Raw genomic sequence first — 16,806 nt, forward strand, 5'->3', positions numbered from 1 at the left:
GGAGCTATCGGTCGAGCTCTCCCCGGGCGGTGTCCAGGGCCCGGGCGAGTCGCTGCAGTCCCTCCTCGATGCGTTCGGGGGTGCTCGAGGCGAAACACAGCCGGAACGCGTCCTGGAACCGCCCCGAGGGTGAAAGCGCCGGGCCCGGGATGAACGCGACCCCCTCGGCCAACGCGATCTCGAACAACCGCGAGGAGGGCACCCGTGCGTCGTCGCCCTGCAGGGTGACCCATAGGAAGAAGCCGCCGTCCGGGTCCGTGGTGCGCACTCGATCGCCCAGGTGGGCGGCGATGGAGGCGTCCATGGCCTCTTTGCGGCGCTTGTACTCGGTGCGCAACCCGGCGAGGTGCTCGTCGTAGCCGCCGCGGGCGATGTACTCGGCCACGATGTGCTGGGCAGGGACGTTCGCGCACGTGTCCATGGCCTGCTTCCCGGCGATCAGCAGCTCGCGCAGCCGGGGATCGGCGTCGACCCAGCCCACCCGCAGGCCCGGGGCCAGGATCTTGGAGAACGTGCGCACCGAGAAGACCAGGGGGTCGTCCGGGCTGAGCTCGCGGAACCCGGGGACGGGATCGCCGGAGAAGCGCAGCTCGCCGTACGGGTCGTCGTCGAGGATCATGGCGCCCCACGTGTGCGCGAGATCGAGCAGGCGGCGCCGTCGGGATTCGCTCAGGGTGGTGCCGGACGGGTTCTGGAAGTTGGGGATCGTGTAGATCATCCGGGGCGTGCGGCCCGTATCGGCCACGAGCGTCTCGAGGGCGTCGACGTCCATGCCGTCGTCGTCCACGGGGACCTCCAGGACGTCCGCGCCGTAGCTGAGCGCCGTGCCGGAACCGTTGGTGTAGGTGGGGCTCTCCACGACCACCAGGTCACCGGGGTCCACGAACAGCTTGAACGCGAGATCCAGACCCTGCATCCCGCCGGAGGTGATCACGATGCGCTCCGGATCGGAGGCACTGTCCGAGAAGTGGTTCACGACCGTGTCGATCAGGTCCGGTTCACCCTCGGTGGCGCCGTACGTGAAACTGGCGTCCGTGAGGATCTCCCCGGCGATCCGTCGGAACTCCTCCGTGGGGATCACCTCCGCCGCGGGAGCGCCCATCGCGAAACGCACGATGTCGTGGGTCTGGGCGGCCAGCAGCGAGGTGGACGAATCGATGACCGAGCCCACGAGCCCGTCCGAGCGGGACGCGAGCGGGAGCAGGCCCTGGGTGGCCGGTCCCGAGACACCCGCGGTGGGGCAGGGGTCCAGGGACCGGACGGTGGTGACGTGCGGGGTCATGGTCATGAGCTCACTTCCTGATGATCTGGCGGGGGAAGGACGTGAAGGTCTCCACCCCCGTGCTGGTCACTCGGATGGTCTCCGAAACTTCGTAGCCGTATCCCGTCATCCACATGCCGCAAATGAGGTGGAAGGTCATGTTCTCCTCGAGTACCGTCTCGTCCTCGGAGCGGATGCTGATGGTGCGCTCGCCCCAATCCGGCGGGTACCCGATGCCCACGGAGTACCCCAGACGGCTGGGCTTCTCGAGCCCGTACGAGGCCAGTTTCCAGTTCCAGGCGCTCGCCAGTTCACGGATGGGGACGCCCGCGGCGGTCGCGTCCAGGACGGCACGCAGACCGTCGGCGACCGCCTCCTCCAAGCGGTCCATCGCATCGCTCGGGGGACCGAGGGTCACGGTGCGCGCCAGGGGGACGTGATATCTCCGGTGCACACCGCTCAACTCGACCACCACGGCGTCGCCGCTGCGCAGGACACGGTCGGACCACGTGAGGTGGGGTGTGTCCGCGGACGCACCGGTGGGCAGCATGGGCACGATGGCCGGGAAGTCACCCCAGGCCTCGCCGTCCCCCTCCGCCTGGGCGGCCGCGATGCGGGCGGCCACCCTGTTCTGCGGGACCCCGGGTTCGATCGCGTCGATCGCCGCGGTCATGGCCGCGGTGGTCACCCGCGAGGCCACGTGCATGTAGTGGATCTCGGCGTCCGACTTCACGGAGCGAACCCAGTTGACCAGTTCGAAGCAGTCGACCAACGACCATTCGGGGATGGCATTGACCAGGGCCCGGTAGCCCTTGGGTGAGAAGAAGTGGGCGTCCATCTCCAGGCCCACGCAGCCGTGCGCGGACGGGGCGATCTGTCCGCGGCGCCGCAGGGCGAAGGCCACCCAGTCGAAGGGGTGCAGGTGGGGGCGCTGCACGTAGCGTTCGGGGTACCCGATGATTTGGTGTTCGGGCAGCCAGGAGGTGCGAAAGGCGCCCCGGGCGTCCATCTCGCGCAGGAACAACAGGATGTCGCCTTCGGCGGGGACGAACAGCATCTGCGGGACGTAGAAGGACCACGCGTCGTAGCCGGTGAGGTAGAAGAGGTTGGCCGGATCCGTGACGATCAGGGCGGACAGTCCCTGGTGCGCCATCTTCTCGCGGACGCGGTGCAGACGGTGCGCGTATTCCTGCTCGGAGAAGAGGGGCTCACGGACGTCGGGGGAGCCCGATCCGGCATCCGTGGACACCGGATCGGGGGAACCATGATTCTCGGTCTCATCCCACGAGTTCATGGTTCATGATTGAAAAAAATCCGCCTATTGTCAACAATCCGGCGATCGGCTCACACCTGGCCGCGGCCGAGTAGACGACCCGTGGGGGTCTGGTAGTCGACCTCCTGGCCGCCCACAAAGGTCTTGCGGATCTTCCCGGAGAGCACCTTGCCCTGGTACGGCGTGATGGGGTTCTTGTGGTTGAGGGCCTTGGCGTTCACCACGAACCTCTCGTCCTGCGCGAACACGGCCATGTCCGCGTCGTACCCCAGGGACAACCGGCCCTTGGAGCGCAGACCCACGCGCTCGGCCGGGCGCGTGGACATCCACTGCAACACGCGGCCCAGACCCACGCCGCGGCGTCGTGCCTCGGTCCAGATCAGGGACAGCCCGAGCTGCAGGGAGGACACGCCGCCCCACGCCACGCCGAAGTCGCCGTTGCCCAGGTCCTTGAGGTCCAGCGTGGAGGGGGAGTGGTCCGAGACGATGAAGTCGATGGTCCCGTCCAACAGACCCTCCCACAGCTTCTCCCGGGTGGAGACCTCGCGCACGGGCGGGCAGCACTTGAACGCGGTCGCGCCGTCGGGGATCTCCTCGGACAGCAGCGTGAGGTAGTGCGGGCACGTCTCCACGGTGATGTCCAGGCCGTCCCGCTTGGCGGAGGCGATCATGGGCAGGGCGTCCGAGGAGGACAGGTGCAGGATGTGCGAGCGCGCCTCGGTCCAGCGCGTGCGCTCGATGACCTCCGCGATCGCGATGTTCTCCGCACCGCGCGGGCGGGACTTCAGGAAGTTCTCGTACACGTCCCCGTTGGGCTGGGGCGCCTTGTCGATCGTGCGGGAGTCCTCCGCGTGCACGATCAGAAGCGAGTTGAACGTCTTGATCTCCGCGAGCGCCTCCGCCATCTCGTCCGCCTCCAGGTGGGGGAACTCGTCCACCCCGGAGTGCAGCAGGAAGCACTTGAAGTCGTACACGCCGTCATCGTGCGGGGGGCGCAGGTCCTCCTTGTTGCCGGGGACGGCGCCGCCCCGGAAGCCGATGTCCACGAACGCGTTCTGCGCCGCGAACAGTCGCTCGTACTCCAAGGCGGGCATGTTCACGGTGGCGGGCACGGAGTTCAGGGGCATGCGCCTGCTCCACCGTCGCCCGCACCCGCTCGTTCGCGCGCTCCTCGTCGACCTCCGGGTCTGCGGTCGCCCCGGGCCGGGGGTCTTCTTTTGAGGTGAACCGTGCTGCGGGGAGGCATTCATGGAAGTGGTGCCCTTCCGCTGGCGCGTTCCGGCGCTCGTGGCCGGGCGGTGCGGTGCGTGAGGGGCTGCTCGCTCTCGAGTGCCCGTGGAAATGGAAAGCTCCGTCACTGCGAGGCGATGCGGCGACCGACCTCCCGGAGCAGGCGAGGTGCCTCTCGCATCGACGTTTCTGGATCCGCTGCAAGCGCACGCAGTTCGTGGACGGCTGCGAACCCCGCCTCGCGAAGTGTCGCGGCATCCAGGGTGGTGCGCCCGCACACGGCCACCACGGGCACGCCGTGGCGCCGCCCCACGTGCAGCACGCCCAGCGGCGTCTTCCCGCCGAGACTCTGCTCGTCCAGGCTGCCCTCGCCGGTGAGCAGCAGGTCCGCGCCGGCCACGGCGGCATCCAGCCCCACAAGGTCGAGCACGACGTCGATCCCCGGCCTGCGCCGCGCCCCCAGCACCGCGAGTCCCGCATATCCGACGCCGCCCGCGGCCCCCGCGCCGGGGGCATCCGCGGCCTGGCGGGCCGGTTCGCCGAGCACGTCCGCGAGGCGGTCGCGGAACACGGCCAGGGCGGCGTCGAGGTCCAAGACATCTCGTTCGGAGGCGCCCTTCTGCGGGCCGAAGACCGTGGCGGCACCGTGCGGGCCGAGCAGAGGGTTGTCGACGTCCACGGCAAGCACGAACTCGACGTCCCGGATGCGTGGGTGCAGCTGTGCCGCATCCACGTGATGCAACTCGGCGAGCGCCGCGCCGCCAGTGGGCAGGTCGCGGCCGTTCACGTCCAGCAGGCGCAGCCCCAGCGCGGCGAGCATCCCCGCGCCGCCGTCAGTGGTCGCGCTGCCGCCCACGCCGAGCAGCACGCGGGTGCAGCCGGCATCTAGCGCGGCGGCCACGAGCTCGCCCGTGCCGCGGCTCGTGGCGGTGCGGGGTGCGAGCACGGGGCGGCCGTCCTGGATGGGGAGGACAGCGAGGCCCGAAGCCAACGACATCTCCACCACGGCCTCGTCTCCGCGTCGACCCCACGCGGCGGGGACGGGACCTCCCGCGGGTCCGGTGACGGTGAGGTCGTGGCGCTCGAAGCCCGCGTCCAGGGCGGCGTCGAGCGTCCCCTCTCCGCCGTCGGCGACCGGGAGGACCTCCACGACGGCGTCCGGGCGCACCTCGGCGATGCCCGCCGCAAGCTCGGCCGCCGCCTCGTGGGCGGTCACCGACCCCTTGAACTTGTCCGGTGCCACGACGACGCGCACGGTGCCCTCCTTCTGGGGATGTCCGGTTCCGGGACCATTCCAGCACAACGCCACCCGCGCGGTACGCGCTCGCTCGGCACCTGTTCAAGTGGCACCCGCCCGGCGTGCCCGCCCGCTCGGGGCCCGGCCGCGCGGTGCGCAGCTGTGCGGCGTCGGTGTGCCGAACAAGCGTGCGGCCTCACGCGCGCCGGTCGCGGGGGAGCCACGCGAAGGGGTCGTCCTGGGAGGGGACGTACTCCAGCGCCACCGGTCCGTGGTAGCCGTGCTCGTGGGCCCGGGCCACCCACCGGAGCAGCGGCAGATCGCCCGTGCCCGGCTCGTGGCGGCCGGGTGCATCCGCGAGCTGGATGTGCCCGAACTCCGCGGCGTGCCGTTCGATCAGGGCCTCGACGTCCTCCCCGTTGACCGCCAGGTGGTAGAAGTCCGCGAGCAGCTTCACGTTCGGGCAGTTCACGCGGTCGAGCACGGCCATGACGTCCGCTGCGGTGCGCAGAGGATACGTCGAGGCGCCGGAGAGCGGTTCCACCAGGACCGTCCCGCCGAAGACCGCGACCGCGTCCGCTGCGTACCGGAGGTTCTCGATGGCGGCGTCGTCCTGCTCGGCCACGGGCACGTCCGGCAGGCGGTTGCCGTGGAGGGCGTTGAAGGCCCGGCAGCCCGTGGCCCGGGCCACGCGGACCAGGGAGTCCACGCCTCGCCGGAACTCATCCGTGCGCGTGGGGTGGGAGAGGACTCCCCGCTCACCGGCAGGCATGTCCCCGGCAAAGAAGTTCAGGCCCGTGAGCTGGACGTTCGCGTCCTCCAGCGACCGGGCGAAGTCCTCGATCTCCCTCTCGGACGGGGTGGTGGCGGGGAACGGCCACCAGAACTCGACCGCGGAGAAGCCTGCGCGCGCCACGGCGGCGGGGCGCTCCAGCACGGGCAGGTCGGTCAGCATGATCGAGGCGTTCACGGTGTACCGCACGGTGGGCTCTCCCCGGGGCGGTGGCGCGGCCGCCCCGTTTTCTTACGCCTTGATTCCATGACGTGAAATTCAAGTTCTGATGAATGAAAAAGTTATCGACGGGGTGTGATGCGCGTCAACCCGTGGTGTGAGATTTGGGAGCTGAACGGTGCGACGTCGTCTCACGGTTTTCTCCAGGACTTCCCTCGCACCACGGAGCAGGCGGGCGGGCGCCCCGAGCCCGGGCGCCCGCACGCACCGCCCGGCGTCGCCCACGAGCCGCGCTCGGACACGAGCGACAGGCTCTACAACGTGGACCTCGCTCCCACCAGCCGTTACGGGCGCACGTGGAGCGCGTACAGCATCTTCACCATGAGGGCCAACGACGTGCACTCCCTGGGCAACTACGGCTTCGCCATCGGCCTCTTCGCCCTCGGACTCGGTGCGGGGCAGGTGCTCACGGTCCTGGGTGTGGGCGCGCTGCAGGTGCTCGCGTCCCTAGCGCTGCTGATCCTGCCGTGGAACCTCTACACCTCGCCCGTGGTGATCGTGTGCTTCCTGGGTGGGCTGGGTGCCGCTGCTCTGGTCGCTCTTCGGGATCATCATGGTGGACTACTGGCTGATCCGCCGCTCCAGCGTGAACGTGCCCCAGCTCTCCATGGACACCCACGACGGCGAGTACGTCTACCGCGGCGGCGTGACCCCCGGGCAATCGGGGCGTTCGTCCCCACGATACTGCCCTCTCTGGCGGTCGCCCTGCTGCCCGTCTTCCAGGCCGTCGGCGAGTTCTCGTAGTTCATTGGGGCCGACCTGGGCGCCCGGTGCTACCTGGTCACCGCCAAGCGCGAGCTCGAGTGCAGCGACCAGCACGGTGAAGCCATCGTGGTCGCCACTTCGCACCGACCCTGCGTCTCGCACGAGATCGCGCCCAACGACGCCGCCGCAGGCTGCCTCCCGCTCGCCCCGCAGGGTGGAGCACGGCGTCGTCGTGCGAAGGGAACGTGGAGTCCTACCTCGCCGCGGTGGGGGGTGATGGACGCGGTGCTGACCTACGACCCGCCCTTCGACCCTGTGATCCAGGCCAGGTTCGGCGAGCACCGGCGGGAAGGTCTGCAGGAGCTCCTCGACCAGCCCGTCGTGGACATCCCGAGGCGGCCGCTTCCATCGCCATCTTCATGAGGCGCAGCTACACCGGGAGTGACCACCCTGGGCCGCACCGTGCCGCTCATCGAGGACCGGTTGCGGCTGGCCGGGCTGATGGAGCGCTGCGCGTCCGTGCGGGCGTCGAACACCTCCGCGCTGGACCTGGAGCGGGATGAGAACGCGGCGGTCGAGACGATCGTCGCTGAAGCGCAGCGGGCCATCGAACAGGGCCGCAGCCGAGGTGGTTGTCCTCGGCTGCGGCGGGATGGCCGCCCTTGAGCACGCCGTGCTCGAGTGGTGCGGCGTGCACGTGACGGACGGCGTGGCTGCTGCGGTCACCGTGGCGCAGTCGCTGGTGTGGCTGGGGCTGAGGACCTCCAAGGTCCGCACATACGCGAACCCTCTGCCGAAGGACCTGAAGGGTTTCCCGTTCGGGCGGTGAGGTCGGCTCGCGTCCTGCGCTTTCCGACTACTTCCGGGGGAAGCCCCCGGCCCGGAGGGCCGCGGCGATCAAGGCCGGTTGACCGAACAGCCGGGCCAGCCGCTTGGCATCAGTGTCCAGATTGAATGCGTCGTGCCGCTCGGCGTACTGGCTGATGTTGCCGGGGAAGATCGCGGCGTAGAACGCGGCCAGACCGGCGCCCACGGCTGCGCGCTGCCTGGGCAGCGCCAACAGTGCGGCACCAAAGGCGATCTCCACCACACCGGAGGCCAGAACCACGGTGTCCTTGTCCATGGGGAACCAGTCCGGAACCTGTGCCTGGAAGTCCTCCCGGGCAAAGGTCAGGTGGGATATGCCCGCGGTGGACATGAACGCTCCCAGGGCCAGGCGCGCTGCCGTCTCCGTCGCAGTGGGCTTGGGAGACGGTGCGGTCAGGGACTGCAGAGCCTTGGTAATGCGAGCCATAGTGCAAACCTCTCTCGTGGTGGGCGCCGGGCGGGTGTCAGCCGGCGACGCGCACCAGCTTGGTGTTGGCGAACTCGGTGAAGCCCCAGCGGCCCAGCTCACGGCCGTAGCCGGAGCGGCGCACGCCGCCGAAGGGCAGGCCCGCCTTCGTCGTCGCGTGCTCGTTGACGTAGGCCATGCCCACCTCCAGACGACGCGCGACTTCCTCAGCCTTCGCCTCATCCTTGCTCCACACGGAGCCGGAGAGACCGAAGTCGGAGTCGTTGGCGATCTCCACCGCCTCGTCCACCGAGTCGTAGGAGTAGATCACCGCCACCGGACCGAAGATCTCCTCCTTGAACGCATCCATCTCCCGGGTCACACCGGTCAGCACCGCCGGGGACATCCACGCCCCGTCCTTATCCAGAGCCCTACCACCGGTGTGCAGGGTCGCACCCTGCTCCACCGCGCGCTCGACCTGGGACACGGCGTCGTCGCGGCCCTGCACGGAGGACAGGGGGCCGATCTCGGTGTCCTCCGACAGCGGGTCCCCCACCGGCATGCCCTCGACGGTCTCGACGACCGTCTGCACGAACTCGTCGAACATGCCGGCGGGCACCAGGATGCGCTTGGGCGAGTTGCAGGCCTGGCCTGCGTTGCTCATCCGCGCCGTCGCCACGGTCGTGGCGGTCTCCTTCACGTCCACGTCGTCGAGCACGATCAGCGGGTCGGACCCGCCGAGCTCCAGAACGCTCTTCTTCAGGTTCTGCGCGGCCGTGGTGGCCACCGCGGCACCGGCACCCTCGCTGCCGGTCAGGGACACGCCCCGCACCCGCCGGTCCTCGATGATCGTGGTCACCTGGTCGGTGCTCACGAACAAGTTGATGTAGGCGTCCTCCGGGATACCCGCGGCGTGCAGGATTTCCTCGATCAGCTCACCCGTCCGGGCGCAGATGGAGGCATGCTTGAGCAGAATGGTGTTGCCCAACATGAGGTTCGGGGCCGCGAAACGCGCCACCTGGTACTGCGGGAAGTTCCACGGCATGACACCCATGAGCACACCGATGGGCTCGGCGACGACCACGGACTTGGCGTCGTCACCCACGTCCAGGCTCTCCTCCTCCAGCAGGCCCTCGCCGTGGTCGGCGTACCACTGGTAGATCGATGCCGAGAGTGCGACCTCTCCCTGCGCCTGGGCGAAGGGCTTGCCCATCTCGGTGCTGATCACGCGCGCGAGCTCGTCCCCGCGGTCCTGGAACGCCTGGGCGACACCGGCCAGCGCTTTGGCGCGGTCAGCGGCCGGGGTCTTGCGCCAGGAAGCGAATGCGGTGTCGGCGCGCTCGATCGCGCGGGTGACATCAGCATCGGTGGCCGAGGTGAACTCCTGCTCCACAATGCCGGTGGCGGGATTCTCCGTACGGAAAGCCATGATGACTCCTCACTCATCTCGATGAAACTCATCAATAACAGCGGGGAGGTGTCCGCGGATATTCCCGGCTCCTCGAAACGCCCCGCACGGTGGGGCATTCGAGGATGGGCTGGGCGAGCAACGGCCGGGTCCATGTTGTTCTGTCTGCGGATATGGTCCCCTGTGAGAGGAGTGACGTGACAAGGCCACGGCGGGGGTCTAGAGTCACGGCCCATGACTACCAATGTTGCTGCCTACCAGGCCGTCGCCTCCGACGCCCCGCTGGAGAAGGGCACCATCGAGCGCCGGGACCTGCGCCCGGACGATATCCGCATCGAAATCGAGTTCGCCGGCATCTGCCACTCCGACATCCACACCGTGCGCGAGGAGTGGGGACCGATCGAGTTCCCCATGGTCCCGGGACACGAGATCATCGGCCGCGTCACCGAGGTCGGTTCCGAGGTCACGAAGTTCTCGGTCGGCGAGCGCGCGGGCGTCGGCTGCCTGGTCGACTCCTGCCGCGAGTGCGAGTGGTGCCTGAAGGGCGAGGAGAACAACTGTCCGAAGGCCGTGGGCACCTACAACGGCAAGGACCGCTTCGACGGGCGCCCCACCGACGGCGGGTACTCGACCGAAATCCTCGTCTCCGAGGCCTTCGCGCTGCACATCCCCGAGAACCTGGACCCGGCCGCGACCACGCCGTTGCTGTGCGCGGGCATCACCACGTACTCCCCGCTACGGACGTGGGGCGTCACCGAGGGCTCCAAGGTGGCCGTGGTGGGCATGGGCGGTCTGGGCCACGTGGCCGTGAAGCTCGCCGCCGCCATGGGCGCGGAGGTCACCGTGATCAGCCAGACCCGCTCCAAGGAGGAGGACGGCCGCCGCTTCGGCGCCACCGACTGGATCGCCCGCAAGGAGGATCCCGAGGCCCTCAAGAACCACAAGGGCGAGTTCGACGTCATCATCAACACCGTCTCCGCCCACGTAGACGTGCAGGAGTTCATGGCCACCCTGCGCCCGCACGGTGCCATGGTCCTGCTGGGGCTGCCCACCGAGGCCCTGGAGGTCAGCGCGGGCTCGCTCATCGGCGGCCGCAAGTCCCTCACGGGCTCCAACATCGGCGGCATCCGCGAGACCCAGGAGATGCTGGACTTCTGCGCCGAGCACGGTGTCACCGCGGAGATCGAGCTGATCAGCGCCGAGGACATCAACGAGGCCTACGACCGCGTGGTGGACTCGGACGTCCGCTACCGCTTCGTGATCGACGCGAAGACCATCTGAGCAACCGCGCAGCACGCACAACGCCCCGGACCACTACGGTCCGGGGCGTTGTGCGTGCACGGGCCGTGTCCCGCCCCCGTGTAGATTGTGGAGCCGCTCCCGTCCGCTGAAAGCACCCCTGAACACGGGCCTGACACGTTGACAGGGAAGGCACCACGACGCAGTCCGCCGGCACCGGATCGACCTCGACCACCCGGGGCAAACGTCAGATGCGGTTCCTGACGGTGGGTGGCATCTGCTACCTCACCACCATCGGCATCAACGTCCTCCTCAAGTGGACGGTGCTGGAGAAGAAGCCCACCACTGCGCTGCTCATCGCCACCACGATCGCCAGCGTGGTCTCCTGCTCGCCGAACAAACGGTGGACCTTCAGCTCACGGGGGAGCAGGCACCCGGAAGCGGAGGCGTTCGTGTCCTCGACCGGTTCGGTGCGCAGCTTCTTGTGGACGCGGGCCACGAGATCGGGTGCGACCGACCGAGGCGTCGATCCCGGCGAGCTCAGCCAGGGCCGCGAGACCACCCGTTTGCCCGGCCGCCGACGACGCCGCGGCACCCCACTCGGCGGGCGTCCGCTCCGTGACGAGGTCCGCCAGGACGTAGCACGTGTGCACGGGCTGGCGGGTCCCTGAGTCCCCGGGGAGGAACCGTGCGAGGTCAGCGTCCGTGCCCGCGAGCAGCAGGTCCGCGCGGTGACCGAAGCCCGCTGGCGGAGAGGGTGCGGCCCCCGCCGCGCGGGGCGGTCGTGGCGGGGGCCGGGGTGGCGTCCAGGTGCGCCGGTGTTACTTGCTGCCTTCCATGAGGTCGTAGGCGGACAGCGTGAGGAACGCCGGGTAGTCCTCCCTGAGCACCATGTTCGAGATGAGCCGCCCGGCGGGCACGAACCACTTCTCGTAGTTCTCCTGGTCGATCTCACCGCGCAGCACCTCGAGCTGCGTGTCCAGTGCGTCGGAGACGAGCTCGCGCGTGGCGGTGTTGTCGGTGTCCGTGTAGACCACGCCGTTCTTGATCTGCTGCCAGATCTGCGAGCGGGAGATCTCCGCGGTGGCGGCGTCCTCCATCAGGTTGTGGATGGCCACCGCGCCGCTGCCGGACAGCCACACCGCCACGTAGCGGATGGCCACGTACAGGTTGGCGTTGAGCTCCTTCTCGGTGCGCTGGTCCCCCGCGGAGGGCACGTCCAGCAGCATCTCGGCGGTCACGTCCACGTCGGGGCGCTGGTGGTCCACCTGGTTGGGCTTCTCGCCGAGCACGCCGTCGAAGACCTCCTGGCACACGGGCACGAGGTCCGGGTGGGCCACCCACGAGCCGTCGAAGCCGTCATTGGCCTCACGGGTCTTATCGTTGCGGACCTTCTCGAAGGCGGCCCGGTTGACCTCCTCATCCTTGCGGGACGGGATGAACGCGGCCATGCCACCCATCGCGAACGCGCCGCGTTTGTGGCACGTCTGCACCAGCAGGTCCGTGTACGCGCGCATCAGGGGAGCGGTCATGGTCACGGCGGAGCGGTCCGCCAGGATGAACTTCTCCCCGGCGTCGCGGAAGTACTTGATGATGGAGAACAGGTAGTCCCAGCGTCCGGCGTTGAGCCCGGAGGCGTGGTCCCGCAGCTCGTAGAGGATCTCGTCCATCTGGAACGCGGCGGGGATGGTCTCGATCAGCACGGTCGCGCGGACGGTGCCGTGCTCGATGCCCAGGTAGTCCTCCGCGAACGTGAACACATCGTTCCACAGTCGCGCCTCCAGGTAGGACTCCATCTTGGGCAGGTAGTAGTACGGCCCCTGGCCGTTCTCGATCAGCTGCTTCGCCGTGTGGAAGAAGTGCAGCCCGAAGTCCGTGAGGGAACCGGAACCGGTCTTCCCGTTGACCGTGATGTTGTACTCGGGCAGGTGCCAGCCGCGCGGGCGCATGACCACCACGGCCAGGGGCACGTCCTCGCGGAGCTTGTACTCCTTGCCCTCCGGGGAGGTGAAGCCCAGGGTGCCGCGGGCGGCGTCGCGCAGGTTGGCGATCGCGTCCACCTGGTTGGCCCAGCTGGGGGAGGCGGCGTCCTCGAGGTCCGCGAGCCACACCTTGGCGCCGGAGTTCAGGGCATTGATGGCCATCTTCGCGGGCGACGCCGGTCCGGTCATCTCCACGCGCCGGTCCTGCAGGGCTGCGGGGGCCGGGGCGACCTTCCAGTCGCCTTCCCGGACCTCGCGCGTCTCGGGGAGGAAGTCCATGGTGCCGCTCTCGGCGGCCTTCGCGCGGGCGGTCTCGCGCTTGCCGAGTAGCTCCTCACGACGGTCCGCGAACTTCTCGTGCAGCGCCTCCACGAATGCGAGGGCGTCGGATGAGAGGATCTCGTTCGCGGCGGGGATGTTGTCGGGTGTGTTGTGGGTGATGCTCATGGGTTGCCTCCTGGATTTTCGGTGTAGTTTGTACTGCTCATTGCGGGTGCGGCAGGCCCTGCACTCGGTACGACGCCGCCGCACCCGGTCGTTCCCGTCAGCCGGCCTGGGGGGCCTCCGCCACGGACTTCACGGCCTCGGCCACGGCCGGGGCGACGTTCTTGGTCGAACACGCTGGGGATGATGAAGCTCGCGTTGCGCTCGTCCTCGTGCACGCAGTCGGCGATGGCCCTCGCGGCGGCCGCGAGCACCTCTGAGGTGATCTCGCAAGCGCCCGCGTCCAGCAGCCCGGGGAAGGCCAGCACGCTGTTGATCTGGTTCGGGAAGTCCGGCCGACCGGTAGCCACTACGGTCGCGTGCTCGGCACCTTCCACGGGGGTGGACCTCGGGCTCCGGATTGGCCATGGCGAAGACGATGGCGTCGTCGGCCATGGTCGCGATGTCGTTGCCGTCCAGGACATTGGGGGCGGAGACGCCGATGAACACGTCCGCGGCACCCACGCCGGAGACGACCACCTTGACGTCCTTCAACGCCTTGAACAGGGCGGCCTTGCCCTCCATGACTGGCAGGGCCGCGGCTGGTCCGATGTCACCGAGGCCCAGTACCGCGGTGCCGTCCGTGACCACGGCCACGGTGTTGCGCTTGACGGTCAGCCGCCGGACGTCTTTGGGGCTCTCTCGGACGGGCATGCACACGCGGGCCACGCCCGGTGTGTAGGCGCGGGAGAGGTCGTCACGGTTGCGCAGGGACACGCGCGGAGTGACCTCGATCTTGCCGCCCAGGTGGATCAGGAAGGTGCGGTCGGAAATCTTGTGGACCTTGACGCCGTCCAGGGCGTTGAGCGCGTCGCGCATCTCGTCCCGGTGCTCGGCGTTGGACACGTTGCAGCGGATGTCCACGACGACGCTGTTGGGGAAGGACTCCACGATGTCCAGTGCGGTCACCTGGGCACCGGCGGCGGCCGCCGTGGTGATCTCACTCGTGGAGTTGAAGGTCGCGGGCGCTTCCATGCGCAGAACCATGGAGTAGCCGGGGTGGGGAGCCGCCATGTGACGGGTTTCCTTCCGAGTCGAGCGGAACCGCGGTGGCCCGCTACCTATCCGTATTGTGGAAAATAAATTTCATTAATTGAATCCTAGGCGTAGAGTACGAGGCATGACAAGGTCTTCGTGAGACTTGTTTCACATTGCGGTCACCGTACGCGACCCCACGCGGGGCGGTGATCGCTCCGGCAGCAGAGGGAGAACGGCCATGGCCGAAGGCAAGAGTGCGGGCGGCGTGCAATCGGTGGAGCGGGTCTTCGACCTGCTCAACATCATCACCGCGTCCGGAGGGGAGTCCTCCCTCAGCGAGCTCGCATCCCGGGCGGATCTTCCACTGCCCACCATCCACCGGTTGCTACGCACCCTGATCCCGCTGGGCTACGTGCGTCAGCTGCCCAACCGCAGTTACGCGCTGGGCCCCGGACTGATCCGCCTCGGCTATGCGGCGGGCCTGCAACTGGGCACCTACGCGCAACCAGTCCTGCAGGGGCTCGTGAACGAGCTGGGGGAGTCTGCCAACATGGCGGTGCTGGACGGTCACATGGTGGTCTACGTGGGTCAGGCGCAGTCCTCCCGCTCCATGCGCATGTTCACCGAGGTGGGCCGGCGCGCCCACGTGCACGACACCGGTGTGGGCAAGGCGATCCTGGCGACCCTGCCCGAACAGCAGGTCGTGTCCATCGTGGCGTCCATGGGCATGCCTACCCCCACCGAGAAGAGCCTCGGGACTGTGGACGAGCTTCTCGCCGATCTCGAAAAGATCCGAGAACGCGGCTACGCCGTGGACGACGAGGAACAGGAGATCGGCGTGCGCTGCTTTGCCATGGCACTGCCGGATGCACCCACACCCACTGCGATCTCGGTGTCCGGGCCCACGTCCCGCGTGGACTGGGACTTCGGCGACCGCGCCGTGCCCCTGTTGCGCGAGGCCGCCGAGCGGCTGTGCGGACAGCTGGCCCAGGCCGGCTGAACGCCTTCGTCCGAGTCTCGACGCCGCGTCGGTCCCGGTACCGTTTGGTCCACGGGCTTCAGAACCGCCTGGCGGCAGCCCTCAATGCCCGCGCCAAGCGGTCGCTGTCCTGCGGTGTGTTGTACAGGGCGGGGGTCACACGAATGACCTCGCCGTTCGTCACACCGCCGCGACGCACCGTGAATATCCCCCACGCCTTGGTGAGGTAGTCCGTGATGGCCACGCTGCGTTCCCGGGTCGTGTTCCCGTCGATCCGGAAGGACGTCAGTGCGCCGTACATGCGCCGATCCTCCGGAGTCATGATGGTCAGATTGGACACGTCCAAGACCTGGTGCACCCAGCGATCACGCAGGTACTGCAGGCGCGCGAACTTGTTGGCGGCTCCCACGGCTCGGTGGAAGTCCAGAGCCGCCGGGACTGCCAGGTAGTTGGCCGAATTGGCGGTTCCCGTGTGAATCCGTGATCGCACGTCATCGGCGTCGTGGTCCTCGTCCGCAAAATGACGATCGATATCGGGAAGGCGATCCTTCTTGATGTAGAGAAAGCCGCAGCCCAGCGGTGCGCCGATCCACTTGTGCAGATTGAACCCCACGAAGGGGCTCTCGAGATCCCTGACGCTGAAATCCACATGGCCCCACGAGTGCGCGGCATCCACGATCGTGTCGACCCCGTGCTGCGCGGCCATCCGGCTGATCTCCGCGATTGGCAGCTTGAGACCCGTGCGGTGGGAGATATGGGTCAGCAGGAGCAATGTGATCCGCGGATTGTCCCGGAGCAGCTTGGTGTAATGATCGATCACGTTCTGGTACGTCGCGGGTTCCGGGATCGCGGTGGCGATCACGTCCACCCCGCGGCGGTCCTTGAGCCACTTCATGGCGTACTGCATGGAGTCGTAGTCGAGATCGGCGTAGGCCACGGCGTCACCGGGCTTGAGCTTGTTGTAGCCACCGATCAGGGCCTGTAGCGCCTCCGTAGCGCCGCGCGTGATGGCGATCTCCTCCACGGAGCACCCGACAGCTTCCGCCAGTCGAGCCCGCACATCTGTGATGCGCTCCTCGTACGCGTTGCGGAGGAACCAAGAGTTCTGTTCCTGGATGGTCCGGTTGGCGTGGGCATAGGCATCTCGTACGTTCTGAGGGTTCGCTCCGAAGTACCCGTTCTCGAAGTTGGTGACGGGCATGTCCATGCGGAAATGCCGTGCGACGGTGCGCCAGTACTTCTCGTCACGGGCCAGGCGGCCTGCGGGGGTCCGCGGTGCAGTGGGCAGTCCGGAGGGGTCTCGACCATGGCGCCCACCCTGGTGGGCGTGGGCGGGGGAGGTGACGAGGCCGCCCGCCGCCAGCGCGCCCAGGCTTGCTGTTCCCGCGACCAGATTTCGGCGATTGAGTTCCATGATGTGCAGGCCCCCGGAAGTGTGCTGATGTGCACCACAGCCTGGATCCCGGACATCGCCACTAGTCAAACTGAAAATTTCCAATGGACGATTCGCAGATGAAATTCGGCTGCGCATCACGGTGCCACGCGGGCGGGGCCCTAGCCTGCGGGCTGCGTCGTCGAACCAATCGACTCATCGGGCAGTCATACGGGGTGCTTCTCGCCGGCCCATCACGGCCCGGACACGGTGCACGCGCGGCGGTACGTCACTGTGCCGCGCGGTGTGGGGGCGTCGTGGTGGTGGGTTGGTGGGTTAGGCGTCGCCTCCGGTGTTACCGCTGGTGCCGGCGG

15 protein-coding genes and 1 pseudogene are annotated in these 16,806 nt (G+C 68.4%); 6 read left to right on the top strand and 10 right to left on the bottom strand.

The genetic code is table 11. The annotated features are described in order from the left end of the window. Positions 1 to 4 precede the first annotated feature (4 nt). The 5 genes from RF646_RS09530 to RF646_RS09550 all read right to left on the bottom strand — a co-directional run bounded on the left by RF646_RS09530 (position 5) and on the right by RF646_RS09550 (position 5,983). On the bottom strand, positions 5 to 1,288 hold the full coding sequence (locus RF646_RS09530; RefSeq protein WP_368835832.1) for a PLP-dependent aminotransferase family protein: 1,284 nt from the start codon (positions 1,286 to 1,288) through the stop codon (positions 5 to 7). A 4-nt stretch (positions 1,289 to 1,292) separates the two neighbouring features. Then, the gene (locus RF646_RS09535) at positions 1,293 to 2,555 is read right to left on the bottom strand and encodes a M24 family metallopeptidase (RefSeq protein ID WP_368835833.1); all 1,263 of its coding nucleotides are present in this window, start codon (positions 2,553 to 2,555) and stop codon (positions 1,293 to 1,295) included. Positions 2,556 to 2,605: 50 nt separating this feature from the next. Then, positions 2,606 to 3,661, bottom strand: a complete 1,056-nt coding sequence (gene allB, locus RF646_RS09540) for an allantoinase AllB (protein ID WP_368835834.1) — start codon at positions 3,659 to 3,661, stop codon at positions 2,606 to 2,608. A 227-nt stretch (positions 3,662 to 3,888) separates the two neighbouring features. Beyond that, the gene (locus RF646_RS09545; protein WP_368835835.1) at positions 3,889 to 5,019 is read right to left on the bottom strand and encodes a glycerate kinase; all 1,131 of its coding nucleotides are present in this window, start codon (positions 5,017 to 5,019) and stop codon (positions 3,889 to 3,891) included. 178 nt (positions 5,020 to 5,197) lie between these two features. Continuing rightward, entirely contained in the window at positions 5,198 to 5,983 is a 786-nt protein-coding gene (locus tag RF646_RS09550; RefSeq protein WP_159450029.1) for a hydroxypyruvate isomerase family protein, read from the bottom strand. Positions 5,984 to 6,088: 105 nt separating this feature from the next. Between RF646_RS09550 and RF646_RS09555 the strand changes: the two genes are divergently transcribed. The 3 genes from RF646_RS09555 (at position 6,089) to RF646_RS09565 (ending at position 7,547) form a co-directional block, all read left to right on the top strand. Further along, positions 6,089 to 6,757, top strand: a complete 669-nt coding sequence (locus RF646_RS09555; protein WP_206069150.1) for a hypothetical protein — start codon at positions 6,089 to 6,091, stop codon at positions 6,755 to 6,757. A gap of 402 nt (positions 6,758 to 7,159) precedes the next feature. Next, positions 7,160 to 7,384, top strand: a complete 225-nt coding sequence (locus tag RF646_RS09560) for a hypothetical protein (RefSeq protein ID WP_167318861.1) — start codon at positions 7,160 to 7,162, stop codon at positions 7,382 to 7,384. Then, positions 7,371 to 7,547: a hypothetical protein gene (locus tag RF646_RS09565; RefSeq protein WP_167318860.1), complete on the top strand. Its 177-nt coding sequence runs from the start codon at positions 7,371 to 7,373 to the stop codon at positions 7,545 to 7,547. The genes RF646_RS09560 and RF646_RS09565 overlap by 14 nt, the downstream gene beginning before the upstream one ends. Before the next feature lie 27 nt (positions 7,548 to 7,574). Here RF646_RS09565 and RF646_RS09570 read toward each other — a convergent pair whose 3' ends face one another. Then, a complete protein-coding gene (locus tag RF646_RS09570) occupies positions 7,575 to 8,012 on the bottom strand; it encodes a hypothetical protein (protein ID WP_052160891.1) in 438 nt (145 codons plus the stop codon). A gap of 37 nt (positions 8,013 to 8,049) precedes the next feature. Further along, the gene (locus RF646_RS09575) at positions 8,050 to 9,420 is read right to left on the bottom strand and encodes an NAD-dependent succinate-semialdehyde dehydrogenase (protein WP_368835836.1); all 1,371 of its coding nucleotides are present in this window, start codon (positions 9,418 to 9,420) and stop codon (positions 8,050 to 8,052) included. Between the two features lie 213 nt (positions 9,421 to 9,633). Here RF646_RS09575 and RF646_RS09580 point away from each other — a divergent pair, with 213 nt between their 5' ends. Both RF646_RS09580 and RF646_RS09585 read left to right on the top strand, forming a co-directional pair. Further along, positions 9,634 to 10,680, top strand: coding sequence for an NAD(P)-dependent alcohol dehydrogenase (locus RF646_RS09580; RefSeq protein ID WP_064847457.1), 1,047 nt, complete (start codon positions 9,634 to 9,636; stop codon positions 10,678 to 10,680). A gap of 209 nt (positions 10,681 to 10,889) precedes the next feature. Next, positions 10,890 to 11,309 carry a GtrA family protein gene (locus RF646_RS09585; RefSeq protein ID WP_368835837.1) on the top strand — a complete coding sequence of 140 codons (420 nt, stop codon included), beginning with the start codon at positions 10,890 to 10,892 and terminating at the stop codon, positions 11,307 to 11,309. Between the two features lie 150 nt (positions 11,310 to 11,459). Here RF646_RS09585 and aceB read toward each other — a convergent pair whose 3' ends face one another. Together aceB and RF646_RS09595 are read right to left on the bottom strand one after the other, a co-directional pair. After that, positions 11,460 to 13,067 carry a malate synthase A gene (aceB, locus tag RF646_RS09590; protein WP_162230070.1) on the bottom strand — a complete coding sequence of 536 codons (1,608 nt, stop codon included), beginning with the start codon at positions 13,065 to 13,067 and terminating at the stop codon, positions 11,460 to 11,462. Between the two features lie 97 nt (positions 13,068 to 13,164). Next, positions 13,165 to 14,117 (bottom strand): annotated as a pseudogene (locus tag RF646_RS09595) (malic enzyme-like NAD(P)-binding protein). A gap of 202 nt (positions 14,118 to 14,319) precedes the next feature. Between RF646_RS09595 and RF646_RS09600 the strand changes: the two are divergent. Further along, positions 14,320 to 15,081: an IclR family transcriptional regulator gene (locus tag RF646_RS09600; RefSeq protein WP_035964809.1), complete on the top strand. Its 762-nt coding sequence runs from the start codon at positions 14,320 to 14,322 to the stop codon at positions 15,079 to 15,081. 58 nt (positions 15,082 to 15,139) lie between these two features. On the opposite strand, the gene RF646_RS09605 is transcribed toward RF646_RS09600, so the two are convergent. Further along, on the bottom strand, positions 15,140 to 16,474 hold the full coding sequence (locus tag RF646_RS09605) for an aminotransferase class V-fold PLP-dependent enzyme (protein ID WP_368835838.1): 1,335 nt from the start codon (positions 16,472 to 16,474) through the stop codon (positions 15,140 to 15,142). Positions 16,475 to 16,806 lie beyond the last annotated feature (332 nt).

The sequence above is a fragment of the Kocuria sp. CPCC 205261 genome (genome assembly GCF_040981025.1).
GTDB lineage: Bacteria > Actinomycetota > Actinomycetes > Actinomycetales > Micrococcaceae > Kocuria > Kocuria marina.

Coding starts and splice junctions, on each gene's coding strand:
- RF646_RS09575 (WP_368835836.1), bottom strand. CDS start 9,420: ATGGCTTTCCGTACGGAGAATCCCGCCACCGGCATTGTGGAGCAGGAG.
- RF646_RS09530 (WP_368835832.1), bottom strand. CDS start 1,288: ATGACCATGACCCCGCACGTCACCACCGTCCGGTCCCTGGACCCCTGC.
- allB (WP_368835834.1), bottom strand. CDS start 3,661: ATGCCCCTGAACTCCGTGCCCGCCACCGTGAACATGCCCGCCTTGGAG.
- RF646_RS09565 (WP_167318860.1), top strand. CDS start 7,371: ATGGCCGCCCTTGAGCACGCCGTGCTCGAGTGGTGCGGCGTGCACGTG.
- RF646_RS09570 (WP_052160891.1), bottom strand. CDS start 8,012: ATGGCTCGCATTACCAAGGCTCTGCAGTCCCTGACCGCACCGTCTCCC.
- RF646_RS09605 (WP_368835838.1), bottom strand. CDS start 16,474: ATGGAACTCAATCGCCGAAATCTGGTCGCGGGAACAGCAAGCCTGGGC.
- RF646_RS09535 (WP_368835833.1), bottom strand. CDS start 2,555: ATGAACTCGTGGGATGAGACCGAGAATCATGGTTCCCCCGATCCGGTG.
- RF646_RS09600 (WP_035964809.1), top strand. CDS start 14,320: ATGGCCGAAGGCAAGAGTGCGGGCGGCGTGCAATCGGTGGAGCGGGTC.
- aceB (WP_162230070.1), bottom strand. CDS start 13,067: ATGAGCATCACCCACAACACACCCGACAACATCCCCGCCGCGAACGAG.
- RF646_RS09580 (WP_064847457.1), top strand. CDS start 9,634: ATGACTACCAATGTTGCTGCCTACCAGGCCGTCGCCTCCGACGCCCCG.
- RF646_RS09585 (WP_368835837.1), top strand. CDS start 10,890: ATGCGGTTCCTGACGGTGGGTGGCATCTGCTACCTCACCACCATCGGC.